The 15,968-nt window shown below is 34.6% G+C and carries 14 protein-coding genes; 5 read left to right on the forward strand and 9 right to left on the reverse strand.

The genetic code is table 11. The annotated features are described in order from the left end of the window. Positions 1 to 83: 83 nt before the first annotated feature. Complete coding sequence (locus tag IHV09_RS19320; protein ID WP_197265265.1) at positions 84 to 1,550, reverse strand: flavin monoamine oxidase family protein; 1,467 nt, start codon at positions 1,548 to 1,550, stop codon at positions 84 to 86. A 170-nt stretch (positions 1,551 to 1,720) separates the two neighbouring features. On the opposite strand from IHV09_RS19320, the gene IHV09_RS19325 reads away from it, so the two are divergent. Together IHV09_RS19325 and IHV09_RS22855 are read left to right on the forward strand one after the other, a co-directional pair. Continuing rightward, the gene (locus IHV09_RS19325; RefSeq protein WP_197133563.1) at positions 1,721 to 2,581 is read left to right on the forward strand and encodes an STAS domain-containing protein; all 861 of its coding nucleotides are present in this window, start codon (positions 1,721 to 1,723) and stop codon (positions 2,579 to 2,581) included. A 101-nt stretch (positions 2,582 to 2,682) separates the two neighbouring features. After that, on the forward strand, positions 2,683 to 2,763 hold the full coding sequence (locus IHV09_RS22855) for a putative holin-like toxin (RefSeq protein WP_370569004.1): 81 nt from the start codon (positions 2,683 to 2,685) through the stop codon (positions 2,761 to 2,763). Between the two features lie 203 nt (positions 2,764 to 2,966). On the opposite strand, the gene hepT is transcribed toward IHV09_RS22855, so the two are convergent. Next, a complete protein-coding gene (hepT, locus tag IHV09_RS19330; protein ID WP_197133561.1) occupies positions 2,967 to 3,380 on the reverse strand; it encodes a type VII toxin-antitoxin system HepT family RNase toxin in 414 nt (137 codons plus the stop codon). Continuing rightward, positions 3,370 to 3,777: a type VII toxin-antitoxin system MntA family adenylyltransferase antitoxin gene (gene mntA / locus IHV09_RS19335; RefSeq protein WP_197133706.1), complete on the reverse strand. Its 408-nt coding sequence runs from the start codon at positions 3,775 to 3,777 to the stop codon at positions 3,370 to 3,372. Before mntA ends, hepT begins: the two co-directional genes overlap by 11 nt. A gap of 1,305 nt (positions 3,778 to 5,082) precedes the next feature. On the opposite strand from mntA, the gene asnB reads away from it, so the two are divergent. Next, positions 5,083 to 6,984: an asparagine synthase (glutamine-hydrolyzing) gene (gene asnB / locus IHV09_RS19340; protein ID WP_197265266.1), complete on the forward strand. Its 1,902-nt coding sequence runs from the start codon at positions 5,083 to 5,085 to the stop codon at positions 6,982 to 6,984. 511 nt (positions 6,985 to 7,495) lie between these two features. Here asnB and IHV09_RS19345 read toward each other — a convergent pair. The 6 genes from IHV09_RS19345 to nagZ all read right to left on the reverse strand — a co-directional run bounded on the left by IHV09_RS19345 (position 7,496) and on the right by nagZ (position 14,087). Next, positions 7,496 to 7,699: a hypothetical protein gene (locus tag IHV09_RS19345; protein ID WP_197265267.1), complete on the reverse strand. Its 204-nt coding sequence runs from the start codon at positions 7,697 to 7,699 to the stop codon at positions 7,496 to 7,498. A gap of 191 nt (positions 7,700 to 7,890) precedes the next feature. Beyond that, positions 7,891 to 8,805: a L,D-transpeptidase gene (locus IHV09_RS19350; protein WP_197265268.1), complete on the reverse strand. Its 915-nt coding sequence runs from the start codon at positions 8,803 to 8,805 to the stop codon at positions 7,891 to 7,893. Between the two features lie 280 nt (positions 8,806 to 9,085). Further along, positions 9,086 to 10,156, reverse strand: coding sequence for a Ger(x)C family spore germination protein (locus IHV09_RS19355; protein ID WP_197265269.1), 1,071 nt, complete (start codon positions 10,154 to 10,156; stop codon positions 9,086 to 9,088). After that, positions 10,143 to 11,219, reverse strand: a complete 1,077-nt coding sequence (locus IHV09_RS19360; RefSeq protein WP_197265270.1) for a GerAB/ArcD/ProY family transporter — start codon at positions 11,217 to 11,219, stop codon at positions 10,143 to 10,145. Before IHV09_RS19360 ends, IHV09_RS19355 begins: the two co-directional genes overlap by 14 nt. Beyond that, a complete protein-coding gene (locus IHV09_RS19365) occupies positions 11,212 to 12,549 on the reverse strand; it encodes a spore germination protein (protein ID WP_197265271.1) in 1,338 nt (445 codons plus the stop codon). Before IHV09_RS19365 ends, IHV09_RS19360 begins: the two co-directional genes overlap by 8 nt. 299 nt (positions 12,550 to 12,848) lie before the next feature. Beyond that, a complete protein-coding gene (gene nagZ / locus IHV09_RS19370; protein WP_197265272.1) occupies positions 12,849 to 14,087 on the reverse strand; it encodes a beta-N-acetylhexosaminidase in 1,239 nt (412 codons plus the stop codon). 505 nt (positions 14,088 to 14,592) lie between these two features. Here nagZ and IHV09_RS19375 point away from each other — a divergent pair. Then, positions 14,593 to 14,916 (forward strand): MarR family transcriptional regulator, encoded by a 324-nt coding sequence (locus IHV09_RS19375; protein ID WP_197265273.1) that lies wholly within the window; start codon positions 14,593 to 14,595, stop codon positions 14,914 to 14,916. A gap of 316 nt (positions 14,917 to 15,232) precedes the next feature. Continuing rightward, positions 15,233 to 15,712: a hypothetical protein gene (locus IHV09_RS19380; RefSeq protein ID WP_197265274.1), complete on the forward strand. Its 480-nt coding sequence runs from the start codon at positions 15,233 to 15,235 to the stop codon at positions 15,710 to 15,712. Positions 15,713 to 15,968 lie beyond the last annotated feature (256 nt).

The raw sequence follows: 15,968 nt of genomic DNA on the forward strand, positions 1-15,968 counted from the left end.
ATAATATGTGACCGTAACCCTGTGGTTAGCAAATAGTAAGAGGCAGGGATAAATCCCTGCCTCTTTCAATGATCACATTATCGTCATCGATTATTAATTTCATAAGCTGTACGAATACCCGATTCCACAGCACCCTCAATCCAACCGTGAAAAGAAGAGGTGTGTTCACCTCCAAAATGAATTCTCCCTTCGGGTTGACGCATGATCTCCGCAAATTTTTGATCTTGACCCGGCGTGAAAAGTGTAAAACATCCAGCAGAGTAGGGATTTAAACTCCAATCAAACGAAACGTCCTGAATATACTCAGTATACACAACATCACCATAGATTTTTGCAAGATCCTTTAGTAGGATTCGCGTCTTTTCTTTTGGCGGCATAGAACTCCAAAGAAGTGCGTCTTGCCCCCATGAATAACTAGCCACCAGTACGCCAGGACCTGCTTTACCCACATCATGACTCGGAACATATGTAAATCTACTTGTTAGGTCAGATACATTATTCCCTACTTTGTTTACTTCCCAAAATTTCGTTCGGAACTCTATGCCAATTTTAACAGCAGGTACATTAACCAGTTCTCGAATAACTTGCCATTTTTTAAAAGAGATAGAATCATAAGGTTTAAGATCAATGGTCTGTAGTACCGAAAACGGAACTGTAACAAGTGCGTAATCTCCATAATATTGAAAAGAACGATTGGTGTTCGGATCTCTAGTTTGTATCGTAACTCCATACTCTGATTGATGGATGGTCTCTACCCTTTGGTTTAATCTGATCTCTTGATTAAGATATGGGAGAAATGCATAGGGAAGTCTATCGTTCCCACCTTGTATTTCATTAAATTCTACCTCGTTGCTAAAGATAGGATATGCAATATCCGTGAGTATATCGACTGCAGAAAATTGAGGGAAACCTTCAATCCCTAACATGACAGCTATGCTTCTGATCGCATTTTGAGATAGTGGCCTACCAAAAGGATTGTTCTGCAAAAATTCATCAATGCTATACGTTTCGTATTTTCTTTCCAGCAACTTTTTCTCTTCGGGGGAACTACTTTTATACAAATCAATAAATGGTTTTGTTGCTTCAATAAAAAGCTCAGTTGCTGTTTTATCTTTTTCGCTATCTTCTACTGGAAAACGCAAAATTCTCGGATCATCATCGTAAGCTTTTCTACTCGTCAGGATGTTATTTACAAAGATAAGATCATCAGGTGTCGAGTTTAAAAAAGAGTTATAAGTGAGATTAAATAATCGTATATACTCCATAACCAACAAATGGTTGTTAGGAATTCTCATCGCTCCGAAATCCATATAATTGCCTGAGGTAAACGGCTGTCTAACCGTATATATTCTTCCACCTATCCTTTGATCGGCTTCAAGAATAATCACATTATGACCCGCATGTTTTAATAGGGAACCTGCAACTAAACCCGTCATTCCCGAACCAACGATTAATATTGTCTTAGGGTTGTTTGCCTGATTTATTAGACCGTTTCTAATGATTAAAAGCATGTCTTCTGGATATTTCAGTTCTTCTCTATACTCCCTCATCTCTATAATCCCTCCCCTATAAGGATATGTATACAGATAATGCCTTAGAAGAAGCCTAACCTCAAATATATAACTAAAACATATTCATCTCTTGATTAATGAACAGTTTAATTACTAATCTGTGATAAAATAAATAGGCGTATAATCTAACCGAGGGGGATATAAAAAACTTGAACACATCTTTACAGAATAAACTAACAAAGCAAATTAGTGAAGGCGTTCTTCATCAAATAGAACAACTAGCGGATCAGCGATTTTCTGCTGATGCAAATGTTTATACTGATACAAATAATGAAAAACTTCTCTCGTGGCGCATCAAACTCATAAAAATCTATGCTGAAGCTATTTCAGATGATTTGGACGTTTCTTACGAAAACTTAAAAGAGTGGGGAAACGATACTGTAAACTTACTAGTTGAGCTTTCTATTCCTCTCGACATCGCAATCGAAGAGGTGCGTTTTTATAGAAATACTATTGGGGAAATGATTAAAAATGAGGCTATAGCACAAGATTTTTCAATTGAATTTTTTTACGAAGTCATAACTAGATTTGATTCAGTAGTGGACCGAGCTGTTCATTGGTTAAGTATGTCGTATGCTGAGATGTATGCTATACGAATAGGAGCTGCTGAAGCAACTTCCTTAGAACTATCCATACCTGTAATTAAGATTACTGAAACGATTGGTGTCATCCCACTCGTTGGTGACTTAGATACGAAAAGAGCTCATGAGTTAATGGAAAAATCTTTGCAGCAAAGTATTAAATATGGACTTGAGCACGTAATCATTGATTTATCCGGTGTTCCTATCATTGATACGATGGTGGCAGATCAAATCTTTAAAGTAATTGAAGCATTGAACCTGGTAGGAATAACGGTATGTTTATCAGGTATACGGGCAGAAATAGCTCAAACTATCGTTCAGTTAGGAATAAACTTCAGGAATATTTCAACGTATTCAAGTCTTCACCTTGCGTTTCGCTCTATACAAAATAAAACACAGAATGGGCTTTTGGGTTCAACCTCGAACTGAACCAATCCCTAACTAAAAGAACATATTGTGTTATAATAATCATACAGTTACATAAGCAGGGTGGCGGTGGCATCCCCGATAGAAAGGGGGTGTAGCCGATGATGACAACTTACGAGACATTAACTTTAATGATCGCATTCGCAACATTAGTTGTAATAATCATCACCAACACAAAAAAGTAACCACCCTGCGTCTGGCCAGACGAAAATTAGAAGGGTAGGTTACTTTTTTAATATATAGTCGATATGAGCCACCGCTCTTCTTGCGGTGTAACTGCTGAACTCTGATGTTGTCGCATCAGGGTTCTTTTTATAGTATGTGCAAATGCAAGTTCTATCATAATTATTATATAATTTATTTAAGTCATTTTCAAGTTAGTCACACACTAAACATGCTTGTAGGAAAGAATTTGTTCTGTATACAGCATAAAGTCAATCAAATGCTTCTCAATGATTTTCTGGACAATTTCAAGATTCACTTCCTGATAGTCATGAACAGCGATATTGCGAAAACCAACCATAGCCTTTAGTCCTTTACATAAATCCATTGTAATGATGTTATTCTTTTGAAGAAGATCAAACGTCTCGCGACTTGTTTGTGGAATACCTAGTTTCTTCTCTGCGACCACATGCATGCCCAAATCAATCGCCGCTTCACAAGCTCGTTGGATATTTAAGATGATTGAATCTTGTTTCGTAAAATTCTCTAAATTCAATGGATTGTTATCATACTCTTCATTGATTCGTTTTAAACATCGTTCGATGATGCTAATCTTATTCAAAATCACATCATTTTTCATAGATAGATCCACTCTCTTCAATTCTTTTCATCACGATTTCTCGTTCTTCGTTTAGTTTCGCATACATTTTTAACGTCTTCATCTCGTATTCCATCCTACGTTTATCATCTATGCATAGTATGGTTTTACCTGATTGTATAATTTGAGCTGCGAAAACCGTAGAGACTTGATTCAAATCCACTAAGTCAACATCTTTATTAACCAAAGCTGCGAGTTCTTGGCTTACCATGAACCGATCGTACTTCTCTAATTTATGATTGCTTAAATACGCAAGATCAAGATCACTGTCTACTCGCTCCGTACCTTTAGCCGTGGAACCGAATACAACAATTAGATAAGGATCTAGCTTTTCCCTTAAAAAAGTAATAACTTGTTGCTCTATTTTCCGTTCCACAATCAACACCTCCAAGGAAACCATAATACAGCATAAGTCAATTTCAATAAACAATTTCTTATACAAAAGTATAACATGAATAATCTTTAACTAAACTATTGCCTTCACCTAATTTTTAAAGAGCATCTCTATTTATCTCCTTTTGCAGGCTCGAAGAACAAACAACATTTTTACCTATGCGTAAAAAAATCTGTAAAAGCTTTATTCACTTTCTCTATCTCCGTTCCAATATTATAATGACCCTTTACTGTGCTTGTGATGCAGTATGGACGGCAAAGTGGTTGTCTTAGCCAACTCTCAAAATAAATCTCTGAGATTAAAATCGTGCTATAAAAACCATGTACTACGCATATTGCCGCTCCAATCTCAACAACAATCTCCTCTTTTGAATAGTTTTCATCAACGAAAGCGAAGTGTTTAGTGACAATCGTTTTTCGTTACACTAACATTCAGCCAGGTAGAGTGCACCATCTCATAAATCATTGTGATGTAAATCCAGTACTATAAACTCTTGTAGTGGCGGACCGTTGTTTAAGTCGATGAGCGGCATATAACAACGCTCCCTAAAGATTTGAGAAATAGAACTAGCCAAACAAAATGACACTTTAGCATTTAATACAACTATCCTCACTACTATGAACGAATATAATTCTTCCGAAATGGAAATTAATGATAAAAACATGCATACAAAATAAGAAAAATTTTGTCCTATGCTACAAGGAGAAGATAACCATTATTCAATTACTTAAATTAACAATAAAATTTAATATAATTTGCTCGATAATAATTGGTATTATTAATGGATTAAAATTAATGAATCCCCTACTCCATTTATATGAAACTGGTATTCAAATGTGGAGTAAAATGCTTTTTATGTTTGCATATGCCCTCTTTCTGCTCAAATTTGAGGATAAGCTCCTACTACTTGCGGAAAAATATCAAAATAAAAACAATAACTAATTCGATGTTTTTAATTTCATTCCTAAGTACTTTGAATATTACTAACTTAAGAGATACTTATAAGAATTACAAAATAACTTAAAATTACGATTCAACCATAGTTATGTTCATGAAAAAAATGTTAATTGAAAATTCAAATAGATATCTTCTCCCCTCTAAAATGCCTTGCCTCTTAACAGAATAATAGCCATTAGTATAAGGACAACATTTCCAGTTGACTAAAATTTTCGAAATTTTTATACTTATTAGGGATTTAGACTCCTAAATACAATAAAAATTGGTGTATATAGGTATTATGTTATATGCAATATAGCAGAATTATCTTAATCATAAGGAAAGTGTGATAAAATGTGCGGATTTATTAGTGTCTTCAGTCATTCTCCACTGAACACTTTTGAACAAAATATTGAAGTATTCAAGGAGATGACAAATATTATCTCGCATCGAGGTCCCGATGATACAGGCTACTATATCGATAATCATGTGCTATTAGGTTTCAGAAGACTGAGCATCATTGATATTGAAAGTGGAAAACAACCCTTTGGTTATGAAGATGACCGGTATTGGATAGTTTTTAATGGAGAAATATACAACTTCTTTGAAATCAGAAAACAATTGCAAGCCTTAGGCTATACCTTCCAAACAGAGTCAGATACTGAAGTGCTCATCGCTCTTTACAGTTATAAACGTGAACAGGCTTTGGATGACCTAAGAGGAATGTATAGTTTTGTTATCTGGGATAAAAAGGAACAAGAACTCTTCGGAGCAAGGGACCATTTTGGTATTAAACCCTTTTTCTACCTAGATGATCACGACCATTTCTACTGTGCCTCTGAAAAAAAGAGCATTCTATTGGCATCTGATGGCGGAAAGCTCGACCATGAAAGTGTGCACCATTACCTTACGTTTCAGTTTGTACCGGAACCCCATACGCTCTCTGAAAAGATCAAGCGCTTAGAACCGGGACATTATTTTAAGAAAAAAATTGGTCAGAAACTAGAGATCAATTCGTATTGGAAGCCGCATTTTAAACCAAGACTTCAAGATCTAAACACCTCTATTGAAGAAATACGTAACGTCTTGAGAGAGTCGGTGGGTTTCCATATGAGAAGTGATGTTCCAGTCGGAGCATTTTTGTCAGGCGGTATCGATTCCTCAAGCATCGTTGCTCTTGCAAAAGAGCATCACGATGCACTCAAAACCTTTACTGTTGGATTTGAAAGAGAAGGATTTAGTGAGATCAATGTTGCCAAAACTACCGCAGCAGAATTAAATGTAGAAAATATACACTACGTCATTCAACCGGAGGAATTTCTTCAGGAACTTCCAAAGATTATATGGCATTTGGATGAACCTGTCGCTGATCCTGCAGCTGTTCCTCTCTATTTTTTGGCAAGAGAAGCAAGAAAGCATGTGACTGTTGTTCTATCGGGGGAAGGAGCGGACGAGCTGTTTGGTGGCTATACAATATATAATGAACCTCGCTCATTAAGGTATTTTCGTTCTCTTCCTCCTACTTTCAGAAAAGTACTTCCAAGAATTGCGAGCGTTCTTCCTCATGCAATGAAAGGTAAAAGTTTTCTCGAGAGAGGAGCGATGGATATTGAAGAGCGATATATAGGGAATGCAAAGATTTTTCTTGAAAATGAAAAGGAAAAAATTCTCAATGATTATAACCAGGAGTGGTCGTTTCAGAATGTGACGAAGTCTATTTATGAAAATTCACAGCATTATGATGATGTTCATAAAATGCAATACATCGACATGCACACATGGTTGCGGGGAGATATCCTAGTCAAGGCAGATAAAATGACGATGGCCCACTCTCTAGAGCTCCGCGTACCTTTTCTAGACAAAGAAGTATTTAATGTGGCTTCTCGTTTACATCCTTCACAGACTGTTACGGCAAAAACAACTAAGTATGCGCTGCGTAAGGCGATGGAAGGTATCGTACCAAACTCTGTGCTCTACAATAGAAAGCTAGGCTTTCCGGTACCCATACGTCATTGGCTACGTAATGAGTGGTTAGTTTGGGCATCTGAATTAATTGAGAAAAGCGAAACTGATTATTTATTTAATAAGAGTATAGTACTTAATCTATTACGAGAACATCAGGAAGGCTGGCGTGATAACAGCCGGAAGCTATGGACCATACTGACCTTCATGATCTGGCACCAAATATTCGTTGAAGACAAATATACTTTTCAAACTACAGCATTAGAAACAGACAAACCAGTCTTTTATACTTAAATAACCAAGGAGCTGTCTATAATCTCCTCTTTATTTGTAAGTTAGATGAAAACATGCCTCTATGTATACTGATGATTTATGTAGTTAAATTGCAGAGGGTCTTAAATAAATAACAGCGGCTATTTATGAGAGAAATCTGGTTAGGAGCCTAACTTGTGGCGGTTATTTTTAATTTTAAAACCTCAAGTTACATCCTTTGCAGAACGGTTCTTGCAATGACAAACATGTTTACGAGTATCGCGTACTTACACCTTTCATTTAAAGACTAATAACTTTTATTGTTGAAAGGAATAAGGTCAAGTGCGTCAGAGCACAGTTTTCTATTAAATAAAGCCATGAAGGTACCTAAATAGGTACCTTCATGGCTTTATATTTTCTGAAAATTCTTCATTTATACCAGCAGCTCATCTTTTCTTTCTCTTTTTGTGGTTACAGTCTTCTTGTTCATGACCAGAGCCATTTTTATGTTTTGAATCACAATTGTTAACTTTTGAAATTACTTGAACTCTTTCTAACCTATTTCTGCAACGTCTTCGCCATTCATTATCATTTCGATGCTTCTTCCAACTACACTTGTCACACTTATTTCTTTTTTCATAGCAGTCGCTTTTGTGATGTTTAGTATCGTCTTTTTTGTTACAGCCACAATCATCATGCTTACGATTATCTTTAATATGGCAACCGCAACAATGGTTTTTAGAAGAATTTTCTTCATTCCAACGCATAAATAGCCCCCCTTAAGATATCGAAGGTAAACCTTCGACTTTCATATTTTATGCGATGAATGTGAAAGTGCTTGTACATATTAAATAATACAAGTAAAACGTATAGGATCTAGCTACTTTTTTTCATTTTTTTTTTGGGAATTTAAAGAAGCTGCTGCAGGGATCTGCAACAGCTAAAATCTCAAAAAATCAACATATTATAGTGATAATTTTTCGTAATTAATTTGTATGGATCATTTCTGTTAACTACGATTACGGGTGAACCTTCGTAATTTCCATTTAAAAGTGGGGTATTGATAGACCCTACGGTTGAGTGGTAAATTTCCAGGTTACTGTGAACAAATCCTGTAAGCTCATATTCTCTATGATTTTTTAAGTGAGTAATATATCTACCATCGGGTATTTGATTGGCCTCTAATCCGTAATCAATATGTGATAGTCGTGACTCATTAAAATAGGCTATAGAATGTGTGTATTTATTAATAACAATTAAGTGTCCCGTATACATTTCTAGATTTGGAAGAGGAGTTGGTATTGCTTTAATTGAATGATGCTTTTCAGTATCCAGCTGATAACCGTTTTCTTTAGCTAATAGTTTAATTTTAGAAGTTGAACGGTTTATGACTACGTTCATATCTTCTTCAACATGATCATAAAGCCACTGAATATCTTGATTATGCATTCGGATACAGCCATGAGATACACTTTTTCCGATTTGACTTTCATTGTTGTTCCCGTGAATGGCATAAGTTGTTCCATTGGTACCCCCAACATCAAGACCTAACCAACGGTTACCTAATGGATTGTTTGGAGAACCTCCAGGAATGTTTAATTTGTAATATGGCCTGTTTTTAAATTTATTTACTATTCTAAACGAACCTACAGGAGTAGGAGTTTTATAAGAACCAGTCGCTACTTTAAAGTGTTTTACCACACTCCCATTTAGAAAGAATAAGTCATTTGTAGAAGTATTAATTAAAATTAGTCGATTCTTACTAACATGTTCTGAATCTGTGGCATTAACTACTGAAGGAACAAAAATACAATTAATGAGTAAGGAGAAAGCTAATAAAAAATATAAACGTTTTCCTTTCATAATTATGACCCCTTTATATGGTATGCGAATTTACTTAACATAGTAAAGTAAATTACGTTTTTATCATAATTTACAAAAACTGTTATGTCTAATGGATACTTTTGGGTACCTGGAATCATAATTGAATGCTGGATATTAAGCGATGTAAATGCCAGTAATTTTTAAATCAATTAACATATTATTGAAATGAGCTAAAATTATTCAATGATATACAAATTAAAAAGGACCTTAAAAGTCCTTTAATAGTCCTCCCATACAGAGTAAACTTCTTTCAATTAAATTAATTAGAAGGGAATTTCAGATATCCTTTATTTGATATATTTACTTTTACATTAAAGCTTACTTGTAAATCAGTAAAGTACTTTGATCGCCACTGCTTGAGTTCTTCTCTAGGGATATGGTAACGAAAATATTGACCAAATCCTATTATGTCTGCTCTTTCATTTTTTAACTTTTTGAACATGGTATCAAAGCCGTTGGTAACAAGGATCTCTACTCCTTTTTCGATATCTTTTGTTGTTGGATTATTTTTAGTTTCTAATATCATCACATCCAGGTTTATCGTATAGCGCAAAGAAGGAACTCCGTTTGAAAATTGACTCTTGTGTTTTGTATGGCTTTGCAATATAAGGACGCTTCCCTCATTAAAAACTTCTATTTTCCCTCGTGCGCTCTCCCCTTTAATCACATTAAATATTAATGTTTGCTCTGGACTTATCTTCCCTACCATCTTTCCATTTTTTATAACTGCAGACCCTATTTGTTCAATAAACGTTGACTTTCCAACTTTAATAAGGGGAATAGCTACATCTCTCGTGTAGGAATGGATACTTCTATATACTTCCCATATTCTTGTTAAAGCTATCTGAGGATTCCAACCTGAATTTTTTTCAAAATGATCAAGTAAGAGTGACCCTTCTGTCGTATTATCATCTTTTACTTTTTCAAAGATATCTTCTATTTTTGTTTCAGTTATAGCAATAATGGATTTAGGAGAGATATCTCGTGACCTAATAAACCCTCCGATTAAATCCTTTAACCCCTCTTCTGCCAATTGCTTTTCAACGAGTATAACTTTCACATGCAGTAAGTCTATCTCGCTCTCCATGTTTTGACTAATGTTTTCAACTGCTTGGTTAACAGTTTCACCTCTTCCAATCACCAAAGAAGTCTCAGTAACGTCTTTAGCGGGTTTAGGAATTTGTAAGATGACTTTAAGCTCCTGCCCCTCTCTCGAAACTCCCAAAACCAATGGCATAATTCTATGGTTGATATCCTTATTATCCCAGCAACCACTCAGACATGGTAGTAACAATAAAAGAATAATTAACTTTTTCTTAAACTTCGTCATGGCTGTATCTCCTATTATTTATTCCTATAAAGTAAATAAAGGTAGTGACTGTAACAACCACTAAAAGACCTAAGTAAGAAGCCCAATTATAAAAATGAATCACGTTATTCCAATCTCTAAAAAAAGTACACGATAGATGGATTACGACATTAATAATAAAAATGGTATACAATGTGGGAAATCTAGGTAAATAATGGCTTGTGACTTGGATAATCATTCGAATCCCTATTGAAATAAAAAGCATGAGAAAAACAAAAAGACAGGCTAGGAAAAAAATAGTAACCCTGTCAAATACGAGCCAGTTCAAATTTACTGTATCTGTAGTTGCAATGAAGGGATATAGATACCGAGACGCAGTCGCTTGCCCAAATGTTAACAATGGTCCATAAACTGCAATAAAGAAAAACGGTGCAATAATGAGTGTTGCATAGATAATTTTTCTCTTATCATAATAAATATGGGATTGTATAAAGCCTAAGTATAAGAAACCACCAAAAACAGGATAAAAACTACTTAAATAAGTGTTTTTTGAAAAAAAAGTAAAATCCTTATTAACAAGTGGAAACAGATAATACCAATCTGCGTTTTGAAACGAAACAAAAGTAATAATCAGGATGAGCGGTAAGAAAAGAAGAGCAACCAAAAACCCTGTGCGAAAGATAGCTTCATATGAAAAGAATGATAAATAGCTCGATAAAGAAAGTAGTAATAGTGCTACCGTCCATTGGGGAGTATTGGAAAGAAGAACAATCGTTACGACCTCGGTTCCTGAAACCAAAGCAACAATGATTGCACAGATAATTGATATGATGACAGTGCTTAATATGATAAAAGCAACTCTTTTTCCAGCTAAACGTAAGATGTCAATCAAGTTTTTTTGGGGGAAAAAACTGAGTCCTTTAAAGAATATGATCATAAGTGTCAAATGTACTACTAGCCCAATTGCAATTGGAATCCAATGAGCTTCACTCGTACTCGCAATAATGTTCCCTGGGTATAAGAAGTAGATGAGACCTAAATGAGTTAAAATGAATGTTAAAACAATATTTAAACTTTTATTCATTTTCAACATATCTCTCTTTCGATAAGTTTGTGTTAACAAATGGAATACCCAGCGTGGAAATGCTGGAAAAGTATAGACATACGAGAAAAAGCCCAGCCATTATCCCTAACACCCCGAATATTGAAGCGAGTATGATGATCATATATTTAAATAGCCGAATAGAAAGAGAATTTTGAAATCCGATGATTGTAGAGTTTGCAATAGTCGTAGCAGCTAGAATGATAATCAGTAAATTACTCACCAATTGTGCTTCTACGGCAGCTTGTCCCAGAATAATACCCCCAACCATTGTTATGGTTGGCCCAACACTTTTTGGCAATCTTACACTTGCTTCAATGATTAACTCTAAAATAACAAGCATAATAATTAATTCTACTATTGCGGGGTAAGGTACTCCTTCTCTGCTTTGAGCTATTGATAATGCGAGTTCTATTCTGAGCACCTCGGGATTAACAGAAACAAGGGCTACATACAAGCCAGGTACGATCAGAGTTAACAAAAAGCCAATGACACGAAGCGATCTGATGGCGATCATCAAGGGATATGTATAGTTATTATCATTTTCATTTGCAAACATATCCCATAACACACTAGGTAGAATAAATGCAAAAGGTATTTGATCCACAAATAAAACAAGCTTTCCTTGCGATATCGCTTTTGCTGCTTCATGTGTTACTTCTGTGGTTTTATATTGTGTCACTAGACTCCATGGTGAGATACTTATTATCCTGTTTACATCTTGCATGTTTTGAACTATACGTTCTTTATTTTTATTTATTTGGTCTATTGCTCTGTGAAGCAAATCGTTTGATACCTGTCCATTAACATATAGCAGTGAGATCATTCTGCTCTGCTTCTTCCCTACAGTAAAGCTCCGAACATGTAAATCTTCCGTAACAATCTGTTTACGGATCAATCCTATATTTATATTGATATCCTCAATGAAAGAGGATAGTGTTCCTTGAAGAACATTTTCATTCGTGGGCTGTTCAATATTTCTGGTTAATGTTTTTGGTGATGACTCTGTAACGATTACGTATTCTTTGTCTAACATAAACCAAACAATGAGCTTACCACCCAAAACCTTTGAAGCATAGTTACTTTCTGAATTTTCCAAAGTAGCACTGTCTTTTAAGCTCTTAATAAAATCGTCTCTGCATAGTCCTTGTGTTAGAAATTGGCTCTTAAAATCGATGGTCGTTTTCCCAACATCAATTAAGCTTCGAAGCCCTAGAAAAATTAACTGAACACCTTCAATTTCCAGTTTGATTTCAAAAAAATCGTCCGTATTTATAAAAGAGTTTTTTATTTCATTTAACTTTTGAGTCACACTCATCCCTCATATAACTAATCTAATGGTTTCAATTGTTTCCAATAACACATATTTATATTCAAAATGTATGTGTTTTTTCTACAGTGGTAAATGATCCTTCATTGATTTGCAAAAAATGGGTTGATGTTAGGGGTAGCAGGGGGAATGAACTTAATGCGTATTTTTTACGGTTTACGATACCTCATGAAGAGACGAGGTTATAAATGAAAAATGCCATCTAATTTATTATTAGACAGCAAGTATAACTATTGTGGGTAAACTAAAGTTAAAGGGTTTCCTCTTTTTACGGTGCAAATTTATTTTATGGCAGCTCTTATATTTGCGTTTAGTCTTGGGACATCAACAAAAGGGGTACTTTTATCTTGTAACTTATATTTATTTTTTAAAGATAGTATCCGGTAAACACTTTGATCAATTGTATTTTCTGAAAGTTGGTGATTTCCTACAGCTTGTTTTAGTGCGTTAATTGCTGTTATTGTGTTTTGTTTCCCATGACCGATTAAGATAATATCGTTACCTGACTGAACAGACCGGACCACAGCCTTTTTTAACGAGTAATGCTTCATAATCGCACCCATTGTCATATCATCACTTATAACGATTCCTTTGTACCCCATTTGTTTTCTTAGTAGATCACTCATAACTGCTTTGGACATTGAAGCAGGATAGTTCTTATCGAGATTCTTGACAAGTATATGTGCAACCATAATCATATCAGCATTGTTTTGAATCGCCTTATTGAAAGGCACTAACTCGACTTTCTTGAGTCTTGACATATCATGTTTGACTACAGGTAAATCTAAATGAGAATCCGTTGAAGTGTCGCCATGTCCTGGAAAATGTTTTACAACAGGTATTACATTTCCGTCGTGAATACCCTTCATCATACTAATTCCTAGGCGTGAAACAATAGAAGAATCGGAACCAAATGAACGGTCGCCTATTACTGTATTGTATTTGTTACTTTGAATATCCAAAACCGGTGCAAAATCCACATTGAATCCGAACAATCTAAGCTCTTTGGCAATAACATTGCCAATACCATAGCTATACTTTTCTCTGTTTATTCTTCCTATTTCTCTTCCTTTAGGAGTATTGATTACAGATAGGGGCATCCGATTCACTCTGCCTCCCTCTTGATCCACAGAAACAAACAACGGCACTTTGTTTGATTTATTTTGCCTCTTAAGATCATTTGTAAATGTAACCAATTGGTTTGCACTACTAACATTAGGACGAAATAGAATTACACCACCAACTTTGTACTTGTTAACAAGTTCTTTTGTATTGGTTGTCATTGAAGTTCCTTCAATACCACTAACAATCATTTGACCTATTTTTTCTTCTAACGTCATGTGTTTTATTTGTTCTTTTATAGGGTCAGTTCTACTTTCTTGTTTTACATGAAGAGGTTCAGAACTATTTGTTTGTTTTAAAGGATGTTTACCCTCCTGATTAGGATTGTTTTGTAAACCACATCCATTTAACAACAATGCCACGATTATGGTTAAACTATAATATATTGACTTTTTCATGATGTTTGGTCTCCTTAGAAGTTTATATGAATTTGTTCAAGCCTTCACACACAAAGATATCTATTTGGTACGACTTTTAACGAGTTTGTGCATCATAATCATTTTTATAAAGGGTGAAATTAAACTCGGTTAAGCCATACTCATATAGTTCAAGTATTCCAAGTTTTATGGAATGTATTACAAAAAAAATAAGTGATTTCTGTAAGTGCTGAAGAGTATTGAGAGAGGGCTCCTGTAATTTTGTTGACGAAGGATATTTTGTTCCAATCTGTTGAGATGTTTTGTGCCCTTGGGTTAAATGATTCGATTTCTTGTTAGAAACGAAGAGAACAATGACCTTCCTGAAAAATTCCTAATTAACTTATTTGACTGATAGTGCTGGTTGTCGTGAATATAAGACATCTTTTTAACATAGGCATTATAGGCGTATCAATTTGTTATTCGATATATGTAAACGCATTACTTATATCTTTAAATTGAACCACAAAGGAATCAATAAAGTGGGTTGAACTATTCTAACTTTGTAGAAGAAGATGTATTAGGTAAACCGGTGTTAACTTATAAAAACATGACTGTTACTGAAATAGCACTAAAAATGAATGTCAGGCAACCATCTATATCTGCTCTCAGTGTTAAACTAATAAAGAAAGAATTAATACAAAGAAAGTACAACCCGCTTGATCGGAGAAGTGTAAGCATAAACTTGTCAGAATTAGGTATAGAAAAAGTCATATGGCTTAAGAAAAAGACTGAAAATATCATGAAGGAAAGAGAAGATATAATAACATTAGAAGAAAGGATTTTTTCAACCAGATTCTATCCAAAATAAACATTCTTTAAATAGAAAAATGGTTTATAATTGAATTAGATAGAACAGTATAAAAGAGAGCATAGGCCACCTACCGATACCCTTATTACGACTCTTGTGTAAATAATGCGGTGGTTTAAATAAATAGAAGATACGAAACAGTAACCTATCACCAGCGGCCAGCAGGGTGGTTATTTTTTTATGGCAGCTATGTTTGGTGGAAAGAGCCGGATACAATGATTTCACAATGAAAACCATTAGAAATAAACTTCCATAAGATGCATAAGAGAAACTTAACTAGGTTATTCTATAACGATTATTCATTTTAGGAGGACCTATGAAAAAACTGATTTTTTTTATATGTATAATTACTATTGTTGTTCATACTACTTGGATAAAAGTAGATGCATCTGAAAATAAGTATAAGATCTTAAAGTCTGAAATCAATGTTTTAAGTATCCCCAACGTGTTAAGGTATGATTTTCTAATCACTAATAACACTCCATCCAAAGGTTTAAAACATCCAGAATTCCGTGGACATTACTATCCTCAGCCTTCCATGGAGATTGCAGTTATTCCGGGAAAAAAACTATCTTCAGTAATGAGCAGATTCCCGAGATCTTCAACATTTAAGTTGAATCCAGTTGGAGGATCTTCTAATGGTGATCTAAGGACGCAAAAAAAGGTGTTATTTAGTGTAGAATACGAAATTAAAAAAAATACTGACTTAAAAAAAGTAAGAGAATATGCTACGGACAGTACGGTTATTATTTTCGATGGTCTTAAAGAAGTTGCTGAATTCCCATTAAATAAGTAGGGGGTATTTAATTTACTGTAACTGAATGAATCTTACTATTTTAGAGACTCTGTTTTAAATCAAAGCTCTTTTTAATAAGTTCCCTCTGAACTCGGTCACATGGTAATTTTATGTTTTTATAAAACAATAAATTATACATCAAAGACATCATTAACATATATGTTAATGATGTCTTTGATGGCTTTATTAACATCTTTCCAAAAGAATGATGCTGCTAAATTAAAATCTCAATTGAATAATATTGTGTAACAATTAA

This window comes from Fictibacillus sp. 23RED33, assembly GCF_015903925.1.
GTDB lineage: Bacteria > Bacillota > Bacilli > Bacillales > Fictibacillaceae > Fictibacillus > Fictibacillus phosphorivorans.